The 18,768-nt window shown below is 57.7% G+C and carries 16 protein-coding genes; 3 read left to right on the top strand and 13 right to left on the bottom strand.

Features of this window, described 5'->3' with window-relative positions; all coding sequences use genetic code 11:
- Window positions 1-232 precede the first annotated feature (232 nt).
- From C2L80_RS14055 to C2L80_RS10385, 4 genes are all read right to left on the bottom strand, one after another.
- A complete protein-coding gene (locus C2L80_RS14055; protein ID WP_169999052.1) occupies window positions 233-382 on the bottom strand; it encodes a DUF5679 domain-containing protein in 150 nt (49 codons plus the stop codon).
- A 124-nt stretch (window positions 383-506) separates the two neighbouring features.
- Window positions 507-3,791: an aminopeptidase gene (locus tag C2L80_RS10395; protein ID WP_239938906.1), complete on the bottom strand. Its 3,285-nt coding sequence runs from the start codon at window positions 3,789-3,791 to the stop codon at window positions 507-509.
- Window positions 3,792-3,844: 53 nt separating this feature from the next.
- A complete protein-coding gene (locus tag C2L80_RS10390; RefSeq protein WP_103263163.1) occupies window positions 3,845-5,227 on the bottom strand; it encodes a hypothetical protein in 1,383 nt (460 codons plus the stop codon).
- 18 nt (window positions 5,228-5,245) lie between these two features.
- Window positions 5,246-8,263 (bottom strand): helicase C-terminal domain-containing protein, encoded by a 3,018-nt coding sequence (locus tag C2L80_RS10385; RefSeq protein ID WP_103263162.1) that lies wholly within the window; start codon window positions 8,261-8,263, stop codon window positions 5,246-5,248.
- Window positions 8,264-8,326: 63 nt separating this feature from the next.
- Here C2L80_RS10385 and C2L80_RS10380 point away from each other — a divergent pair, with 63 nt between their 5' ends.
- Window positions 8,327-8,971 (top strand): hypothetical protein, encoded by a 645-nt coding sequence (locus tag C2L80_RS10380; RefSeq protein ID WP_087197210.1) that lies wholly within the window; start codon window positions 8,327-8,329, stop codon window positions 8,969-8,971.
- A gap of 66 nt (window positions 8,972-9,037) precedes the next feature.
- Here C2L80_RS10380 and C2L80_RS10375 read toward each other — a convergent pair whose 3' ends face one another.
- Window positions 9,038-9,964, bottom strand: coding sequence for a D-alanine--D-alanine ligase family protein (locus C2L80_RS10375; protein ID WP_193602634.1), 927 nt, complete (start codon window positions 9,962-9,964; stop codon window positions 9,038-9,040).
- 98 nt (window positions 9,965-10,062) lie between these two features.
- Between C2L80_RS10375 and rlmN the strand changes: the two genes are divergently transcribed.
- Window positions 10,063-11,097, top strand: a complete 1,035-nt coding sequence (gene rlmN / locus C2L80_RS10370; protein WP_087197213.1) for a dual-specificity RNA methyltransferase RlmN — start codon at window positions 10,063-10,065, stop codon at window positions 11,095-11,097.
- A gap of 1,048 nt (window positions 11,098-12,145) precedes the next feature.
- Here the strand turns inward: rlmN and C2L80_RS10365 are convergent.
- Window positions 12,146-13,177, bottom strand: coding sequence for a ParB/RepB/Spo0J family partition protein (locus C2L80_RS10365; protein ID WP_103263161.1), 1,032 nt, complete (start codon window positions 13,175-13,177; stop codon window positions 12,146-12,148).
- Entirely contained in the window at window positions 13,170-14,138 is a 969-nt protein-coding gene (locus C2L80_RS10360; protein WP_338049469.1) for a ParA family protein, read from the bottom strand. The genes C2L80_RS10365 and C2L80_RS10360 overlap by 8 nt, the downstream gene beginning before the upstream one ends.
- Window positions 14,139-14,370: 232 nt before the next feature.
- Here C2L80_RS10360 and C2L80_RS10355 point away from each other — a divergent pair, with 232 nt between their 5' ends.
- Window positions 14,371-14,784, top strand: a complete 414-nt coding sequence (locus C2L80_RS10355) for an endonuclease domain-containing protein (RefSeq protein ID WP_338049468.1) — start codon at window positions 14,371-14,373, stop codon at window positions 14,782-14,784.
- Between the two features lie 602 nt (window positions 14,785-15,386).
- Here C2L80_RS10355 and rsmG read toward each other — a convergent pair.
- From rsmG to rpmH, 6 genes are all read right to left on the bottom strand, one after another.
- Complete coding sequence (rsmG, locus tag C2L80_RS10345) at window positions 15,387-16,028, bottom strand: 16S rRNA (guanine(527)-N(7))-methyltransferase RsmG (RefSeq protein ID WP_103263158.1); 642 nt, start codon at window positions 16,026-16,028, stop codon at window positions 15,387-15,389.
- Window positions 16,029-16,232: 204 nt separating this feature from the next.
- Window positions 16,233-16,742: a Jag family protein gene (locus tag C2L80_RS10340; protein WP_103263157.1), complete on the bottom strand. Its 510-nt coding sequence runs from the start codon at window positions 16,740-16,742 to the stop codon at window positions 16,233-16,235.
- A 54-nt stretch (window positions 16,743-16,796) separates the two neighbouring features.
- On the bottom strand, window positions 16,797-17,567 hold the full coding sequence (locus C2L80_RS10335) for a YidC/Oxa1 family membrane protein insertase (protein WP_103263156.1): 771 nt from the start codon (window positions 17,565-17,567) through the stop codon (window positions 16,797-16,799).
- A gap of 30 nt (window positions 17,568-17,597) precedes the next feature.
- Window positions 17,598-17,831 carry a membrane protein insertion efficiency factor YidD gene (gene yidD, locus C2L80_RS10330; RefSeq protein ID WP_087197227.1) on the bottom strand — a complete coding sequence of 78 codons (234 nt, stop codon included), beginning with the start codon at window positions 17,829-17,831 and terminating at the stop codon, window positions 17,598-17,600.
- Window positions 17,832-17,843: 12 nt separating this feature from the next.
- Window positions 17,844-18,170, bottom strand: a complete 327-nt coding sequence (gene rnpA / locus C2L80_RS10325) for a ribonuclease P protein component (RefSeq protein WP_087197229.1) — start codon at window positions 18,168-18,170, stop codon at window positions 17,844-17,846.
- A gap of 14 nt (window positions 18,171-18,184) precedes the next feature.
- Window positions 18,185-18,319 (bottom strand): 50S ribosomal protein L34, encoded by a 135-nt coding sequence (rpmH, locus tag C2L80_RS10320; RefSeq protein ID WP_087192363.1) that lies wholly within the window; start codon window positions 18,317-18,319, stop codon window positions 18,185-18,187.
- Window positions 18,320-18,768 lie beyond the last annotated feature (449 nt).

The raw sequence follows: 18,768 nt of genomic DNA, 5'->3' as shown, positions 1-18,768 counted from the left end.
TCGGGCATGGCTCTCCTCCAATATGCTTCTTGTCTCGACAACTCGAATCATACCGGGGCGGGCCGTGCCCTCCTTCCTATCTGGACGCTATCCTGCTGTCAAAGTGCGCAAAAAATTGTACGTTACCATCGTCCATCACGCATCGGAACTGCTCGAATTCGCTTGAAAGCGGCAGAACGACGACGGCCCCGGCATCAAGCCGGGGCCGTCGCTTTTCGCGAAAGATTCGACCTTACTTCGCAGCGCCGATGCGGCAGATGGTGGTGCCGCAATCGGGGCACTTGCCCTTCGTGATGGGCTTGCCGTTCTTCGTCGTGCTCTCGACGGGATCCTTCATGATCTTCTTGGCCTTGCACTTCACACAATACGCTTCAATAGCCATGACTGTAAAACACCTCTCTGTCCTGTCTGAGATATAGGATGACGCACTGCGTTCGGCGCAGACGCATATGGGTCGAAATTATACGACAGCCCTGCATACCGCTACCGTACATGTCGACACCCTGTTATATATTCTTCAACAACTCCATAACAAAATCGGCATTCCTTGCAAGAACATCCTCTTCAATGTTCTCGAACACATCATCGGCTTGCGCGTAATACGCCGGCTTGCCGTCGCGCATGCCCACGAGATGCATGGCCTGATATCCGTGCTTAATCGCGTAGGATGCCGCGCTCTCCATCCATGAAAGCTGAGCGCCGCCTACATCGACACCCGTGGATTGGGACGCTTTCCTCACATAGCGCTTCATCCGAGAAGAGGTTTTGACCGTCCGGTACTGCCCCTCGCGCTCCACCATGCACAGATCGCCCGTACCGAGTGCTTCGAGATCGATGATGATGGATCCCCGCAAATCCTGTTGATGCTCGGCTAAAAACGCCCGCATGCCGCCGTTTTGCGAAAGTTCGGAACCCAGCGCCACGAACCACACCTCGGTGTTGATGTCGGGATTGCGGAACTGGTAGATGTGCTCGATCTCTTCGGACACGCCTTGTTCATGACGTTCTGCCGCAGCAGCAGCTTCTTCGGCTACGCGCTCGGAATCAAGCTCGGCACGCTCCATGCGCCGCGGAGAGAACGCCCCTCCGTGCCACGAGCGGCGGTTCGCATCGTTCCATCCGTCACGACCCTGCCCGTCATACTCGTCATACCCGTCGTATTCATCGTATTCGCCATGTTCGATACGCGCATCGCCCCCATCGAACGAATCCCCTTCGACGTACCCATCGAACGCTTCGTCGGCGTACTCGTCTTGGAATTCCATCTGCGTGGTGGCATCTTCTCGGAAACTCTCCCAACCGCCACGCTCTGCTCCTACGGTGCGAGCATCGAACGATTCATCCACATCAAGCCACTCTTGCGGCGTGGGCTCCGCTTCGTCCTTCTTGCGTCGGAAGCGGTCGAACAAGCGACGCATGCGCGATTTGGGCATTTCGACGTACCCCGGCCCGGCGAACGCACCCGTTTCCGTGTAATTCTCCTCATATGCCGAATCGTCTGCATCATCCACATAGATATCGTCGGGATCGATGTTTTGAAGCAGCTCATCCCCCACCGGGGCGAACGCGCCCGTAGCTCCGGCGGGCGCGAACGAACCGGCAATGCTCACGCTCGAATGATGCTCCTCCTCGATACGGTTTATCGAACCTGAAAGAGAGGGCAGAGACGAGCGCAGTCCCGACACCTTGGCGCGTTCAGCGGTCGAGGCATCGCGCTCCCCAACAGGTTCCATTGTGCCGGATGCTCCCAGGCTGATCGCCGGAAGCATGGAAAGCAGGCTTTTCGCAGCCGTTTTGCCCGAAGCCTCCACATCGGCCAGAGGGGCGCGCTGCTTGGGAAGCTCGGTGATGGGCGCCAGCTTCCCCGACAAACCGATGTCGGGAAGAACGATGGGACGGCGACCGCCTTTCTCATCTGCCAGAGGAACCGCCGCATCTGCTGGAATCGAAGAAACCGCAGGAGCGCCTTCGGCCCCCAAAGACGGCGAGGCATCGACCGGATAATCGATACGCCCGCTGTCACCGATGGGGACGGCAGTCACGTCGACACGATTCTCGGTTCTGCGTTCATTTTGCAAAGCCGATTGGGCCTCTTCCTGCACTTTTCGCGGATCGAGGAACGACGGCAAAGGAAGATCGTCAACAGGAGGAACGTTGTCCAAGTTGAGGCTGCTCACATCGATCGGAGGCATAGCCGTAGTGGCGAAAGGATCATCCCCAGCACCAGAAGCAACGGAAGCGGGAACGTCAGCCGGCGCAGAGGGAGGAACCGCAGCCGAAGCGGGGGAAGGAGCATCGCCGCTTTTCGTCGCGCCCACGTGCTCGTCCACCTGCACCGGAGCAGATGCCCATTGGGGCGCCTTCACTTCGCGAATCTCTTCGCGGCCCTCGTCGAGCGCGCGTTCGACGTCCTCCTCGACGATTCGGTTCGCTTCTGCGAAATGACCGGCGCTCTCGCTCACCGCAGCGTCGAGGGCGCTCGCGTAGCGCGACCGTTGCACGGGCTTGTCGGCAGAGCGGGGCTTTTTCGCCTTCTCTTGCGCCTTCTTGAACCAATCCGGCACGCCGCCGCTCGAATGGTCGGGCTCGCGCTCCAAGACAGGCGATGCTGCAACGGAGGCATCTGCTGCGGCAACCGCCGCACCCGCCGTCTCTTCGAGGATTTCAGCCGACCGCTGCGCGGCTTCAGCATTGGCAAGAGCGGTTTGCATCGTTTCAGCCGGAAGCGAGCTGAGCGCTTCGCGCGTCTCATCGTGGAGCGCCCGGATATCCTCGGCTGTCGGCGCTCCCACGGGAGGCTCCTTCACTTGCACAAGGTTCTGCGATATGTCCACCGCTGCCGCCCCGCTCACCGGTTTCCCAGAAAGCGCAGCGACGGCCGCTTTCGCAGCAGCAAGGCGCGCTTCGGGAGTTTGAGGGGCGATTTCCGGCGGTCGCACGTTCGACGCTTCGTACACGAGCTGCGCGCCCTCGGGAACAAGCCCGGCACTACGCGCGGCATCGGCACCGTGAATCTCCGCGTTGCCACGTGCAGCCAATTCGGCCTCGCTCACACGGCCTCGGCCAACACGACGGGCCACCTCCAAGAGCACCGCCACGCCGGAAGCGTTGCAGTTCGCGCCCTCGTTGTAAGGGGCCAGCTTATGAAGCAACGCCACCACAAGCGGCACTGCGACCGCGATCAGCGCGATGACGGCCAGCACGTTCAGCGCCACGTTCAGCGCGCCTTCGGCATTCGGAAACGCAACGGTGCGCACGATCAGCAGAATCGGCAGAAACACCATGGCGCCGAACGTCGCCCATTGCAGGATCGGCAGCGCTGGGAGAAGCGGGCGGGCAAGTTCCGTCCGAACCTTGCCCGTGTCGTAACGCGCCACGAGGATCACCTTGCGCCGCCGCGTTCCGCCCGTCTCAGCGGAATAGCCAGGTTCGTACTTGGCAACGACGTTTTGGCTCACGCCGCGCGCGAACGCTTTCGACAGCATCGGACGGTCGAACACCTCGGCTGCGAACAGAGCCGCAGCAACGAGGGTCACCACGATAGCGGCCACGCCAAGCACCGGCACAAACAGAGACGCCAGCGCAAAGACGAAGGTGAGGGCACAGCACACGACCTTTGGGGCTTCCGCGCTCGGCGCGCCATTGAAATCCTCGATGACGGCAGAAAGCCCGGCATCCTTCTGCATTTGCTCGGTAATGTACAACGCCGTCTGCTGTTCCTCTTCGGTTCCCGCAGGGCGCGGCCCGATTTCCTGGGACAGATACGCGACGTGATCCATTGGTTCAGGCATATCGCTTGCCTTTCGTTGGCGATTCTACAAGGCATACATACTGCAAGTATACGCTATTTGATCTCCGTACCCAAATAATCACGAATAAAAGCGTCGGCTGCTCCGGCTTGTAAACGCGCTGTTGAATATGCTTTCTCAAACTCTTCGGCTTCCGCTTCGAACGCGTCGACCACCGGGCTCGAAGGGTCGTCTGGAAGCCCCTTCGCTCGTTCGGCCGCCTCGGCATCGGCAGCGTTGTACGCATCGTTGTGCTCGGTCGCCGCATCCTTGTCCTTCGCAAGAATGGCCTCGTCGGAAGCCAGCGCATGGCCAAGCGCTTCTTTGCGTTTGGCGATGTAGTCTGAAAACGCCGCAAAATCAGCAGCAGGATAGAGCGAACTGGATTCGGCAAACGACGCCTCTGCCTCTTCGAACGCTTCAAGGGACTCGTTGGCTTTGGCCATCGACGCCTGCACGTTCTCGGGCGTGGTGTCTTTCACAAGCTCGGAAGACTCGCGGGCCAACGCGTCGGCCGACAGCAGAACGTCCCATGCTTTGCGAGCCTGATCGATCGCATCATACGCCCTGTCCGCGGCATCGATGATCTGATACCCCTGATCAACAAGCGTGTTGCGCGCGGAGATGGTGGCGACCGCCTGGTGGGCGGCCTCTTTGCCCTGAGATTCGCGCAAACTGACGGATAAGGCGCGGGCTCGCTCGTCTGCCTGCGCAAGCTTCTCTTCGATCTCGGGCAAACTCGACTTCAGATCTTTGCACGCGGCGCGCGATCCCGCCGCGAACGGGTCGGCAACGAAATCGTCAAGCCCTTTGATGGCCTCATCCGTCTCGGCAACAAGCTTCAACGTGTCGTTGAGGGACTTGATGCCGTCTTGATACTGCTGGTAGTCGTGGTACAGATACCCGCCCCCTGCAACAGCAACCGCCCCAGTGATCAGCGCGATCGCCGCAACAGCCACCAGCTTGCTTAAACGACGGCGGGCCTTCCTGCGGGCCACCTCCTCCTCGGAAGACAAGGGAGGCTTTTCAGCTGGCTGAGCGATCGGCTTCTCGAATGCCTCCTCGGAAAGCTTCGGACGCGTTGCCGTAGGACCTTCGAAAGACGAGGAAGCAGAGGGCGCAGCGGACGGCGTTTCTGAAGGATACGCTATCTGGGGTACCTGGGATTTCGGCGGTTCGACCGAAACAAAATCGCCGGTCGACAGCGGCAACCCCTGTTCTTTCGTTGGCGTGCCCGCCGGCTTCTTCCTGCGCGCTGACAAGGTGAAGAGCGAAATGCCGCCGAAACGGTGGAGGCGCGCATCGCGGCCGGCACGGCCCTTCTCGTCCAAAGCGTTTCTCGCCGCATCGAGCACGCTGAACGATATCTCGTTCGATGTCCCCGCCGTATGCCGCTTGATATGCGCGGCGTGCGCCAGTTTGTCGCCCTTCTTCCTCACAAGCTTCAACCTATCGCGTTACCGACCGGCATCGCGAGCCAATTCCTCGACTATGGCAGCGGTCGGCAGCACCTTGATCGTCCTGCTGGGCAGCGAGTTGAGGAACGCCTTGCCGTAGCTTTTCGTCAGAAGGCGTCGATCAGCCAGAATGAGAACACCCGTATCGTCCGCTTTGCGGATCAGCCGTCCGGCCGCCTGCTTGACCTCCAGCACGGCGGCGGGCAGGACATAGCGCCTCCACGCCTGGTCGTCTCGCGCTGCTCGTTCGCACGACAGAGGGTCGGTGGGCTTCGAGAACGGCAGCTTCGGGATGACGACCCCTTTGAGGGTGGCTCCGGGAGCGTCGAATCCCTCCCAAAAGCTCTTTAACGCGAAAAGGGACAGATGTTCGTCAGCGAGGAAATCGTCGCGCAGCCCTTTGACCGAGACGCCCCATTTTTGGCACACCAGCCGCAGGTCGTCCTCTTTGAGCCGGGGTTGCACCTCGTCGAAGCATTTCTCCATCTCGCGGCGATTGGTGAACAGCGTGAGCATCGATCCCCGCTGCGCCCGATGGGCGTCGGTCAGAAACCGCTGCAGAGCGTCGAGGTAGCGCGGGTCGTTCGGCTCGGGCATGTCTTCGGCCACGTACACCGTCATTTGTCCGTCGAAATCGTAGCTCGAATCCAAGCGGCACATGCGGCATGCCGAGAACTCCGAAGCGTTCAGACCAAGCGCAGCCTCAAACGCGTCGAAGCGATCGTCCACCACCAGCGTCGCGGACGCGAACACCACTGAATGCGTGCGCGCGAACAGCGTGTCGTTCATAGCCGGCCCCACGTTCACCAGCAGCGCTTCGAGCTTCTCGGCCACGCGATCTTTCTTGCGGCTGAGCGTGGCGGCGTAGGCATAAGCCTCGTCAGGGTGGACAAGTATGATATCAATCGCTTTGACCTGGTCTTTCAGCTCTATGGCGAGCGAGGCCACCTCGCGCTGCACCTCGGCTGCGCCGTCAAGGCCCTCGAGGTAGCCGACCAGCTCCTGGCTTGCCGTCACCAACTTCTCGGCCGCGGAGGATAATAGCTGGCCCAACTCTATGACCTGGGAAAACGTTGCACTCTGACGTATGTCGCCGTTGATCCACAGCTCGACCGTCTCGTAGCCCTTCCCTTTTTTATTCTGATCGAAGAATAATAGGTCCTTGAGATGGGCGCAGAACTCGCGGGCGGCATCGGCATACACCGTCCCTGCCGCGCGCGCTTTCGCAGTGAGCGCGTAAAATAGGGTCGCTCCCTCCTCCGCAGAGGGCGCGACCACGCGGCGCTCTGCCCGCACGAACACGTTGCGAGACGATTCGTCGGCGCTCACCCTGCCGGCAAGCCTGGTGATATCCTCGGCCGAAAGCGCAAGGGAGAACGCGCGGCGGGCCTCGGCCTCTGCGCCGTGGGCCTCGTCCACCGTCCAATAGCGGATGGGCGGCAGCAAACCACCGTCCGCAACGAGGTCGCAAAACAAGAGGCTGTGGTTCGTCACCACCACGTCGGCGGCCTCGGCGCGACGGCGCGCGCCATGAACGAAGCACGACACGCCGAAATAGGGGCACTTCCGACGGAGGCAATCGTGGCTGGTCGTCGTCACCATCCGCCGCGACAGCACACGGTAATCGATCTTGAGACTGTCCATGTCGTCGTATTCCGTCTGCTCGATAAAGGACAGCAGGGCCGCGAGCGCCGGGGCCTGGGACTGCTCCTTGCCGGCAACCACCCTTACATGATCGCCATCCCCAACAAGGCGGTCGATTTTCCGTAGGCAGGGGTAATGCGCGAACCCCTTGAGCGGAGCATACGTAAGAGGCGGCGCGTCCGGATCGGCCTCGGCAAGAGAGCGCGACAGAGCCGGCAGCTCATGGTACACCAGCTGATCGAGCAAGGCGTTCGTCTTGGTCGCCACACCCACCGTGATGCCGTTCTTTCGGGCAGTCAGAGCCGAGGGCACGAGATAAGCCATCGATTTGCCCACGCCCGTGCCGGCTTCCACCATTAGGTTCTCAGAGCTTGCGAACGCAGCGCGCACGGCCTCGGCCATGACACGCTGCTCCTCACGCGGCTCGAAGTCTTCGTACAGCGATCCCACCAACCCGTCGGCTGAGAACGCCTCGTCGATCTCCTCAGCCGTGGGGAACACCAGCGAACGCAACGGATCGGCGGCGATGTCGTCAGCGTCGACCTTCGCGGATCGCTCCACCTTGCCGAGACGCTCGCGCCGAAGGCTCCTCAGCGAGAACGAGCGGTCGCTTTCGGGCGCTTCAAATGTTTCACGTGAAACATTGCGGCGTCCTTCCTCCGATGCGAACCACTCGAACACCACTTGGGTTGGCCAACGATCAGCTGTGGTGAGGCGGGCTATCTCACGCACGAGCGCTGTCGGCATAGCGGCGATGCCCGCCAACAGGATGCGGAACACCGCGCACGTCGCCGCCACGTCGGCATCTGCGCGATGCGTTGAAAGCGGCGCACCGAACGCCCGAACGAGATCGAGCAGCCTATGCGACTTCAAGCGGGGAACGGCGATGCGCGCAAGGTCGAGCGAATCGATCCACGTGTTCTCGAGCAATGGATATCCGCTCGGATGGCGCGTGGTGAACGTGCGGTCGAACTCCGCGTTATGGGCAACGATCTTGGAATCTCCCACGAATTTCACCAGAGCGGCCAAAGCTTCCTCCGGCTCAGGTGCCGAGGCGACGTCGGCGTCATGGATGTTCGTGAGATGAGCCACCTCTTCGGGAATGGGCTTCCCAGGATTCACGAATGTCACGAACCACTCGACGATTTCCCCGCGATCCATACGGGCGGCGGCGATCTGGGTCAATTCATCGTGGTTGAACGAAAACCCCGTTGTCTCCGTGTCAAGCACCACGATGGAGCGGTCAAGTTCTCCGAAATCCAATTCAGCGGCCAACGCCGGGAGCGACGCGTACCGTGCACGAATGGCATCGGGCGTTCCGTCGCTTATGAAGCTTTGCAGAGCATCCTGCTCAGGAGCGGTTTGTGTATCCATACCGTTCAGCCTATCATCTATCATTGAATCGTACAACTCATGTCCGCATCGTCAGGAGACCCCATGCAAGCAGAACGCTACTTCGGATCGTACGCCCGATTCGACACGAAGTCGAAGAAAGATGCAGCCCCATTGCTCGGTGCCGACAATGCGGTCGGCGATGCGTTCGACATCGTATTCCTCTCCGAGGAAGGAGTTTCCGTCGCATGGCTGAAAAACCGCTTCGACAGGCTGGTCGGATACTTCAATGCCGAATTCTCTCGCAAGCTTCATATCCTATCTGCACGAGGGTGGACCGTCAAAGCATTTTTATCCTTCGTCGCCTACACCGACAGCCCTGAACCAGGCCAGTATTGGGGCGAAGTCGCGGTCGTATGCTACGACCCTGCACTCAAGGAGCCGTTTTCCCAGTTCGAGAAGGCTCTGAGCCGACGACTTGCCGACGGGGTGCGGCCTGATATCGATCTCGGAGAACAAGGGGTCGATCAGATCGTCCGAAGCGGTGGCACCTGGCAGCCGAAGGCTACCCAACCGTTCCCTGAGAAGGCATCGGGGACGGTCATTCTGAAAAGCCGCCGCACGTTTTCCGAAAGCCTCATCGAGCAAGGACGGAAAAAGAACAAGGGATGCTATGTTATCAGCTGGGCGTTCCTCCTCGTTCTCGCTGTCGGCGTTGTCCTTGCCCTTAAATCCTGCGGTGCTTTTTAACCGACAATCAGATGTTTCGCATTGCCCGGAATGTTTCACGTGAAACATTCCGGGCGTCTTTTTTATCTACTTCTCCAACGCGTAGCGCACAAGCTTCGCGCAGAGCTCGGGGAACGAGATGCCCGCCGCACGGGCGGCATCGGGCAAAAGCGACGTCTCAGTCATGCCGGGAATGGTGTTCGTTTCGAGAATCCAGCACGACCCATCATCTTCCAGGATGAAATCGGAACGAGATACCCCGCTGCACGAGAGAACGCGATGCGCCCGCACGGCAAGGTCCTGGATATACGACGTCGTTTCAGCGGAAAGCGGAGCGGGGCAGATATGCTGCGATCCACCGGGAGCGTATTTGGACTCGTAATCGTAGAAGTCGTTCTTCGCGACGATCTCGATGATCGGCAGCGCCTCAAGCTCTTCGCCGCCGATGACCGCTACCGTCAATTCCTTGCCCTTGATGTAGCGCTCCACCAGCACCTCGTTGTCGATCTTGAACACCTCGTCGAGAGCTTGCTCGATCTCATCTGCCCCTTCGACGATGCGCACGCCCAGAGCGCTTCCTTCAGTCGCCGGCTTCACAACGCAATGGGAGCCAAGATCGGCCACCAAAGCCTTCGCATCGTAAGGCTCGCCTCTATGCAGCGTCATCGACGGCGGTGTGGGGATACCCTCCATCTGGTAAAACTGCTTGGATTTCGCCTTGTCCATCGCCAACGCGCTCGACCACACGCCCGACCCCGTGTAAGGCAGACCAATCGTTTCCAAAAGCCCTTGCACGGTGCCATCTTCTCCGTATTTGCCGTGCAAGCAGAGAAAAACAACATCAAACGGGCCGTCGATCAATCGCTTGAGATCGTCCTTGCTTGCCGGATCGAGAACCGTGACGTCGTATCCGGCTTCCTCAAGAGCCTTCCGCGCGCCTTCCCCCGACGCGAGCGACACTTCGCGCTCCCCGCTCTTCCCTCCTGCGAGCAGCGCCACTCGGCATCCAGACATGTACCCTTCTTTCGTCAATGTCGACATGATCCTCAGCAGTATACCAGCCCCCTCTCCACCCTGAGGAATGTTTCACGTGAAACATGTATAATGGCCGCATGGATAAACCGATCAAATCATATGGCCTCGACGAACTTCCCGATATCATCGAATCGCTCGGGCAACCTTCATTCAGGGCGAAGCAGCTTGCACAATGGCTGTACGTTCATCATGCGGATTCGTACGATCAGATGACCAACCTTCCCACTGCCTTGCGCGCGCGACTTGCCGAATGCTTCCCCCTGCATGCCCCTTCTTTGGCCGAACGGCGCATATCGCACGACGGAACGCGCAAATACCTTGTCGAATACCATGACGGTACCTGCGTGGAGACTGTCGCCATCCCGTCGCGATCGGGCGACCGCCTCACCGTGTGCTTCTCGACCCAGGCCGGATGCTCCATGCAATGCGCGTTTTGCGCCACCGGTCAGGCGGGATTTGAACGAAACCTCGTTCCTGGGGAGATCGCCGATCAGGTTCTCTTGGCGCAAAACGATATGGGGCGCCGTGTTACCAACATCGTAGGAATGGGCCAAGGCGAGCCGTTTTTGAACTACCGCAACGTGCTTGCCGCGCTGCGCATCCTCAACGATCCTCAGGGTTTAGCTATCGGAGCGCGGCATATCAGCATTTCAACCTGCGGAGTTATCGAAGGAATAGAGCGATTTTCCCACGAACCAGAGCAGTTCACGCTTGCCGTCTCGCTCCACGCCGCACGTCAATCCACACGCGACCTGCTCATGCCCCGCGTGGCGCGTTACAAGCTACCCGACTTGAAGCAGGCTTTGATGCGCTATGTGAAGAAAACCAATCGCCGCGTGACCCTTGAATACGTCATGATAGACAACGTGAACGACACCGACCGCGATCTTGAGGCGCTCAACGCGTTCTGCTCGGATCTGCTCTGTCATGTGAACCTCATCCCCATCAATGCCGTCGAAGGCTCGCCGTTCCAGCCAAGCGATCCCCTTGTTCTCGATCAATGGGTGCAATCGATCCAGTCTCACGGCAAGGAAGCAACAGTGCGCGATTCTCGCGGCTCCGACATAGATGGAGCGTGCGGACAACTCAAACGTACGAAATGTTTCACGTGAAACATTTCGCGCACGCACCTACACCACGCATTGGCAAATCACGTCCACCTGTATAGCGGGTAATTTGCTCTGAGGGTATAACCCCGAAGGGGATGGACAGGGTTCAAAGTGTCGTACGTCCAGCACGCAAGTTGCGAACGCCGTTGCCGTTTTCGCAACTGCAAAATGCAGCTTTCTGGTGAAGGGGTCATCGCGCTCTTTGATACTCGATTTGCCTAGCATTACGCTGCAGCATCCTGCTCTTGGATGCGCCTGACGACCATCGCTTCGTTTAACACCGACAGCTGACACGTAGCAGACTGTGCGCCAGGGCTTATGGTTGCCTAATTCATGCTTGAGGTTGCGCGCCTCTCAAGCATCACAAGAAAGCCTTTTTAAGGCAACCTATGAAACCTAGCACGCTCATTGAGCTTTTATACTGGCCAGGATATGCGCACAGCCGAGCGCAAGTTGATCTCCGTCATTTTTACACCCTCACAGATACAGAGTCTGCGCAGTATCTTACCCACACTTTCTCGATACTGGTTACAAACGATTTTCTACCTATACTTCTCCGCAAGCACGATAGTGAGCTTGCATAACTGTCTCACATGCAGCAAAATGCTCGCTCGCTGCACCATGCAACTTTCTTTCTCCCTATCTCCGACAACCTAGGCCACTACTATCGCGGAGAGAAGGGGGGACCGCATCACGCCCAATGTGCCATCCACCAGCACAGTAGGTGATTGCAGCCTTTCACCGCTACAGGGGCAGAGGAAAGGGTTGCAGACCAATGAAAAAGGCTCCAATGTTTCACGTGAAACATTACAAGCAGTGCCGTAACAAAAAAGCAGCTTGAACTCTCGCATGTTTCACGTGAAACATGCGGCACAGCGTATCGAGACGAGCCATTCATTGCATGCCTGGAATGTTTCACGTGAAACATTCCACCTGTCTTCGCAGTGAAAGAGCGCGCTCATCGTTACGCGTAGGCATTGCGGTGAAACATGCGCATGAAAAAGGGGCCTTGCAGACCCCTTCTGTTTTCCGTAATGTTTCACGTGAAACATCATGACGCGGCGGCAATCAACTCCTCGAACAAGCGCTCCAAATCCTCCTCGTCTTTAAACTCAATCTCGATCTTGTTCTTCCCTTGAACGGATTTCACCTTCACGTTCGTTCCGAGGACATCCCGCAAAGCGCGAGCAACCGTTTTGAAGGTCTTCGGCACCGGCTCTTTCTGCCTCGGCGCATCATCGCGCCTTCCGGAAAGCAACCGGGCGATCGCTTCAGCCTCACGTACCGTCAATTTTTGCTCGACAAGCTTATCTGTCAATTTCTGACGCCCCGCATTCGTAGGAATTGACAGGATAGCGCGCGCATGACCAGCAGTGATCTTCTCCTCGAACAAAAGCTGTTGCGCCTCTTCCGGCAATTCCAGAAGTCGCAGCGCGTTCGCCACGGTCGAACGGCCCTTCGACATCGCTTGTGCAACCTCCGACTGGGTAAGGTTGCGTCGCTCCATCATACGCCGATAGCCGTAAGCCTCCTCTATGGGATTGAGATCGGAGCGCTGAACGTTCTCGACAAGTGCCAGCTCAAGCGCCTTATCGTCATCAGCTTCTTTGATGCGAACGGGAACCGTGGGAAGTCCCACCATCTTGCATGCCTGCCAACGGCGCTCCCCAGCAATGATCTGGTACTTCTGGGAACCCATGGGGCGAACGAGAATAGGTTGCAGCAAGCCGTCTTTCTCGATGGAAGCGGCCAACTCTTCGAGTTCTTCGCGCTTGAAGTTCGTACGCGGCTGATCAGGATTCGGAGAGACGGAATCGATAGGCACTTCGTCCGTACGGCGCTGCGTCACGCTCTTGATGGTCACGCGATCCTCGTCATCGACAACCGATTCCTCCGAGGATTCTTCAACGAACTCCTCGACCTGCCTTCCCATCGGCCCATCTTGCCGTGCAGCGCCCTCCGGCTCTTCTTGCTGAACAAGAACCCGTTGGGGAACGACATCAGGCGGCGCGGCCTCCTCGTACGCTCCTCCCAACAGAGAATTCAACCCTCGTCCAAGGCCGCTCCTGTTCGCTTTAGCCACGCTGCACCACTTCCTTCGCCAAACTCATATAGGATTGGGCTCCTTTTCCTGCAGGATCGTACTGGGTGATAGGCTGTCCGAAACTTGGAGCCTCGGACAATTTGACCGTGCGGGGGATCAGTGTTGAGAACACCGTCTTGCCAAAATACCCTCGCACCTCTTCTACCACCTGCTTCGAAAGGGTCGTACGACCATCGTACATGGTCAACAGCACTCCGAAGATGTCCAATGTCGGATTGAGGCGACTTTTGACACGTTTCATCGAATCAAGAAGTTTTGTCACACCCTCCAACGCGTAGAACTCGCATTGTATAGGTATGAGCAGCTTGTCGGCCGCCACAAGAGCATTCACCGTCAACAAACCCAGCGAGGGGGGACAATCGACGAAAACATAGTCATACTTGCCGCGAAGGCTTCCCACCGCGTCTTTCAGTCGGTTCTCTCTCGCCATCTCGGAGACGAGCTCCACCTCGGCGCCAGCGAGATTGATCGTGGCGGGAACCAGATCGAGCCCTTCGCACACGTCGGGGATGATCACGTCCTCGATCGGAACATCGCTGAGGAGAACATCGTACACACAGTTCTTGACCTGGCTCTTTTCAATTCCGAGCCCACTTGAAGAATTTCCCTGCGGGTCGAGATCAACGAGAAGAACCTGTTTGCCAAGTTCCCCTAAAGCCGCAGACAAATTAATGGCCGTCGTCGATTTGCCAACGCCGCCCTTCTGATTGATGATGGCCACGACTTTCGTTTGGCCCACCACATGGGTAACGGGTGCCTTGTCCTTCAGCGTTTTGATAGGCTTCGGCTCGGGAGCGCGCTCCACAACCGGCGGCTTCGCTTCACGTTCGACCACCTCGATAGTGTCGATGACTATATCGTCCTCGACACTTTGATGCTGTTCCCGCATGACAGTCTCGGCTGGCTTTTTGTCTCGTTTGAGACTATCGAATAGCCCCACGGGGACCCCCTTTCTCAACGCCGTCTCAGTATACCTTGTTTACTGTTTCACGTGAAACATTTTGCACTGATGTTGAAATGGAATGTTTCACGTGAAACATTCCATGAGATTTTTCGCTGGAACCGCGTTCGGACCACATTGGAACGGCATCAGGTTTTCGACGATCCGCGTGAGACACCTGCCATGCAACTGCTAGTTTTCCTGAGTAGTATATAACGAGACGGGAAAGGGGATGCCAATGAATCGAGCGAGAAGACAATTACTCTCCCAAAGGGCAGAAAATATGCGCAAACAGATGACTCCTGCGGAGAAAGCGCTTTGGTTTCGGTTCTTACGAGAATACCCCTTGCCCTTCGTTGCTCAAAAAGTCATCGGAGAGTACATCGTTGATTTCTACTGCCGACGTGTTCGTCTTTCGATCGAACTCGACGGGGATAGCCATTACTGGGGAAACCATCAGCGATACGACCAGATACGAACGCTGTATCTCGAAACGCTTGAAATCAAAGAGCTTCGATTCACCAACACCGACGTGTATGAAAACTTCGAAGGGGTTTGCGAAGTCATACACACCGAGGTGGAAAAGCGGCGCAACGATCTGTTTGATCAGAAGGAAGCTTTCGCTTCCCTTACTCGAAAGCGATAGTACGGATTGTTTCACGTGAAACAATCCCGGACATCTATGCAGTAGGCAATTCTCCGCAAAGGCGCGATCTCAATGAAAAGCGAAGAACTGCTCAAAGGGACTCTCTTTGTCAGCACAGGTCGCAGGAGGCGCGACCTTTATAAAGACCGGAGAGAGAGGGGGGGGGGCAACTCAAGGCGCCTTCCCTGGTCAACGCAGATTGTGAGAAGCGCGACGGCCGTGAATCCTGCTCTCAAACGCATGAGGGGGATCGTCATCCCATCCAAGTAGAAAGCCGACACAAGGCACTCTCCGAACCGAAACTCGCGAGCGCCGAACTTGCGCTTCAACCCACTGAGTCTTCGGAAATCACGAGACTCTTTCTTTAGGTGCTCTTCCAAACCCAGTGTGCGCTCTGAGACGTTTGCCAATCACTACGCATACGCATGCTGCCAAGCACAAAATCGGCACACCGTCCTTGGCGATCCCAACAACACCCATCACAGAAAAGGGCAAGCGGAAGAGTGCGCCCCCTCCCTTCAAACCCCTTCTCTCACATCCAACAAAGAGAAAAGCAGGGGCACAAACCTGGGAAAAGCCCGCAATGTTTCACGTGAAACATTTTAGAGAGGTTTCTTTTGAGCCATTCCAGTTCTGCGAGGCAATGAAATGGAGGGGTTCCCCACACGTTCGAAGACGATTATTCGGCGCGCATTGTCACCGAGCGAAACCGATCGGTCGGAGACGAGCTTCATACCAAGCTTCTCCTGCAAAGACCGAGCATGAGCGAACTCTTCATCGTCAACATGCGCCTTGTAGCACACAAGCCGCCCGCCTTGCTGAAGCAACGGACAGGCCAGCTCCATGAGCACCGACAGCTTCGCCAACGCACGCGCCGTCACAACCGCAAACTCCCCCGGACGCTCACGCGCGAGATCCTCGATCCTTCCTGCATACGTGGAAACGTGCGGAAGCTCCAGCTTCTCGATGAACCCATCGAGGATCGACACCTTCTTCCCAACAGAATCAACCAGAAGCGTCTCCCTGCCCGTTTCCACGGCGAGGGGAATACCCGGATAGCCGGCGCCTGAACCGAGATCGGCATATCTTCCAGCAGGAGCAGCTTCAAGTTCGGGCAGCCCGACAAGCGAGTCTTCAACATGGAGAACCATCCCCTCCTCCATGCTTTCAATACGCGTGATGTTCGTGGTTTTGTTCGCCTCTATCACCAACTCGAGATGACGGCGAAGCAAGTCGTCATGCATACAGCCCCTTTCAACAGACACCTTCCAGTATAGGAGAATGTTTCACGTGAAACAAAGCGGCCCGAATGTTTCACGTGAAACATTCGCTCACACGCACGCAAAGCGAACGCCGAACCCCACCCTCGACCGAAAGCGACAAACGAACCAAAAACAAAAAAGGCCCCGCACCACACGATGCGAGGCCCTAAACGAAAACAGAGCGAACTATCGAGGAAGAATCACCACGTGGCGCGCGCTGCCCTCGCCCTCAGATGCCGTCTCCACCCGCTCGTCATCACGAAGCGTGATGTGGATGATGCGGCGCTCATACGGCGTCATGGAACGAAGCTTGATGCTGCGATGCTGATTCGCAGCTCGGTTCGCCGACGAGCGCGCAATCGACTCAAGCTTCTCGCGCTGGCGCCCCTTGTAACCCTCGACGTCCACGATGACCGGATAGCGGAACCCGATCGTGCGCACGGTGATGGCCGACACAAGGAACTGCAACGCATCGAGCGTCTTGCCGTGACGGCCGATCAGCACCGCCAAATCGTTGCCCGTGATATCGAGGATCAGCTCGCCCTCATCGCCTTCATACTCGTCGATCGTCACTTCCCCAACGTCGAAGTACTTCAAGATGTCCTGCAAGGCGCTGATGGCGGTGTCGGCAATGCGATCCAACTCCTCGTCGGTCAGCTCGACGCTCTCTTCGTTCTCCGTCAATTCATCGGCCATGGGAAACTCCTTCTATCGACACGGAGGTGCGGATTGTTTCACGTGAAACAATCGCTACCGCTTCTTCTTAGGACGGGGCTTCTTCACCTTGCGCGTGACGTCAACCTCGATCGGCTTCACCTCGATGGCCTCTTCGGCCTCGGCATCCCTGCGTTTCATGATGCGCATGGATATCTGCTGCTGGGCAAGGCCCATGAGCGACGACGCACCCCAGAACAGCAGCACGCCGGCAGGGGACGACCAACTGATCCACAGCATGAACAAGCTCATGACACCCGACATGATGAGCGTCTGGTTGCGCTGCGGGTTGTCTTTGTTGCTCATCTGCATGAGCACCATAGGCAGAAACGTTGCGCCGGCGAACACAATCATCAACACCAGATAGGGAACAAATGTTCCAAAACCCTGGGCTATCGCCTCAGAAGGGCGCATGACCAAACTCGGCACCAAGCTGTAGAACGAATATGTGGTCCCTTCCGTGCGCGTGCCCATCTCGGAAAGAACCTGGAACAGCGCGATGAAGATGGGCATCTGCAGCAACATGGGAATGCAGCCCGCCAGAGGGTTGAACTTCACCTCGGCGTACAGCTTCTGCATCTCCTCCTGCTGCCGAACAGGATCGTCAGCGTACTTGCGCTGGATCTCCTGCATGAGCGGTTGAACCTTCTGCATCTGGAACGACGATTTCGTCTGCTTGTGCATCAGCGGAGACACGATGACGCGGAAAATGATCGTCACGATGATGATGGCGAGCCCCCAGTCGCCGCAGAAGTTGTAGAAGAACTGGATAACGTCGAATATCCAACCCTTAAAAACGTCCCACATGTATGCTGTTCCTTCCTTCCACGCCACCCGTTACGGAACGGGATCGTAGCCGTGCGGTCCCCCCGGACGGCAGCGTAACACGCGCTTCGCCGTGAGCTTCAGTCCCTTCGCGAAACCGTAGCGCCGAAACGCCTCCAAGCCGTATTCAGAGCATGTCGGCGTGAAACGGCAGCAAGAAGGAAACAGGGGAGAGATGGCCGCCCGGTAGAAGGTTATGAGAAACACCGCGACCTTGCACGGCATCCGTTTCAAAAACTCCTTCATCGTGCCAGAACCCTATCGAATCTCGGCGCGCTTCAACGCTTCGTCACATGCTGCTAGCACTTTACTATAAGAACACCGCATGAGGCCCGATTTTGCAAGAAATATTACATCGTAGCCCGTCCACGGCCCTCCGAGTTCCCGGCACGTCTCTCGCATGCGCCTTTTCGCGCTGTTGCGCCACACCGCGTTCCCCAGCTTCTTGCCCGCAATAAAAGCAACACGACCACTCGGGCCGTGCTGCTTCGCAGGTAACACTATGAACGTAAGATACGGCGTGTGCAAACGCTTGCCGCGAGAGAACAGATCGGAGATATCCGCACGGGATTTGATCGTCTCCAACCGACGGCTCTCTTTTACACGCAGAGGCGCTTGCGTCCCTTTGCGCGGCGACGGGCCAGCACCTTGCGACCACCCTTGGTCGCCATACGAGCACGGAAACCGTGGCACTTAGCCCTCTTACGAGTGTTAGGTTGATACGTGCGCTTCATATCTTTTCCCTTTCATGGTTTAGAGCAACTTAGAAAGTATAGCCCACCTCGCGCGCTCGTCAAGGAAAAGCCACAAAAGAAAGCCCGTTCAGCGTCATTCGAGAAACAAACTCGATAGACGAGAGGTTAGAGGAGGGCAATGAGGACCCGGAGCGGCAGCGAAGGGGCCGAGCACGCAAGGGCAACGACGAGGAAAGGAAGCGATACCGGAGCAATCTGTACAACGAGAAGAAAGAGAAGGGGAGGCAACCGAATCCGAAAGTGCATGGAAAAGAGAGATGGGGAAGGATGGAAACGGTGAGTTTTCCCCAAACGGGAACCACTTGGGGGTGCGGACGTTTTTCCGGACGGCCTAGGCGGCCAGCCCCAGCCGCCTCCTGCGGCCGGCTATCGTATCGTACACCTTGCGCCCTCCCTCGTCGAACGCCTTCAGCCTCCCCTCCCGGTAC

Origin of the sequence: Rubneribacter badeniensis, from assembly GCF_002899695.1 — a bacterium.
GTDB classification, from domain to species: Bacteria; Actinomycetota; Coriobacteriia; order Coriobacteriales; family Eggerthellaceae; genus Rubneribacter; species Rubneribacter badeniensis.
This window is presented reverse-complemented; position numbering and strand designations above follow the sequence as displayed.

Bases quoted from the DNA above. Each gene is read 5' to 3' on its own strand.
- C2L80_RS10385 (WP_103263162.1), bottom strand. From the start codon at position 8,263: ATGGATACACAAACCGCTCCTGAGCAGGATGCTCTGCAAAGCTTCATA.
- rpmH (WP_087192363.1), bottom strand. From the start codon at position 18,319: ATGAAGCGCACGTATCAACCTAACACTCGTAAGAGGGCTAAGTGCCAC.
- C2L80_RS10395 (WP_239938906.1), bottom strand. From the start codon at position 3,791: ATGCCTGAACCAATGGATCACGTCGCGTATCTGTCCCAGGAAATCGGG.
- yidD (WP_087197227.1), bottom strand. From the start codon at position 17,831: ATGAAGGAGTTTTTGAAACGGATGCCGTGCAAGGTCGCGGTGTTTCTC.
- rsmG (WP_103263158.1), bottom strand. From the start codon at position 16,028: ATGCATGACGACTTGCTTCGCCGTCATCTCGAGTTGGTGATAGAGGCG.
- C2L80_RS10340 (WP_103263157.1), bottom strand. From the start codon at position 16,742: ATGGCCGATGAATTGACGGAGAACGAAGAGAGCGTCGAGCTGACCGAC.
- C2L80_RS10380 (WP_087197210.1), top strand. From the start codon at position 8,327: ATGCAAGCAGAACGCTACTTCGGATCGTACGCCCGATTCGACACGAAG.
- C2L80_RS14055 (WP_169999052.1), bottom strand. From the start codon at position 382: ATGGCTATTGAAGCGTATTGTGTGAAGTGCAAGGCCAAGAAGATCATG.
- C2L80_RS10335 (WP_103263156.1), bottom strand. From the start codon at position 17,567: ATGTGGGACGTTTTTAAGGGTTGGATATTCGACGTTATCCAGTTCTTC.
- C2L80_RS10375 (WP_193602634.1), bottom strand. From the start codon at position 9,964: ATGTCTGGATGCCGAGTGGCGCTGCTCGCAGGAGGGAAGAGCGGGGAG.
- C2L80_RS10355 (WP_338049468.1), top strand. From the start codon at position 14,371: ATGCCAATGAATCGAGCGAGAAGACAATTACTCTCCCAAAGGGCAGAA.
- rlmN (WP_087197213.1), top strand. From the start codon at position 10,063: ATGGATAAACCGATCAAATCATATGGCCTCGACGAACTTCCCGATATC.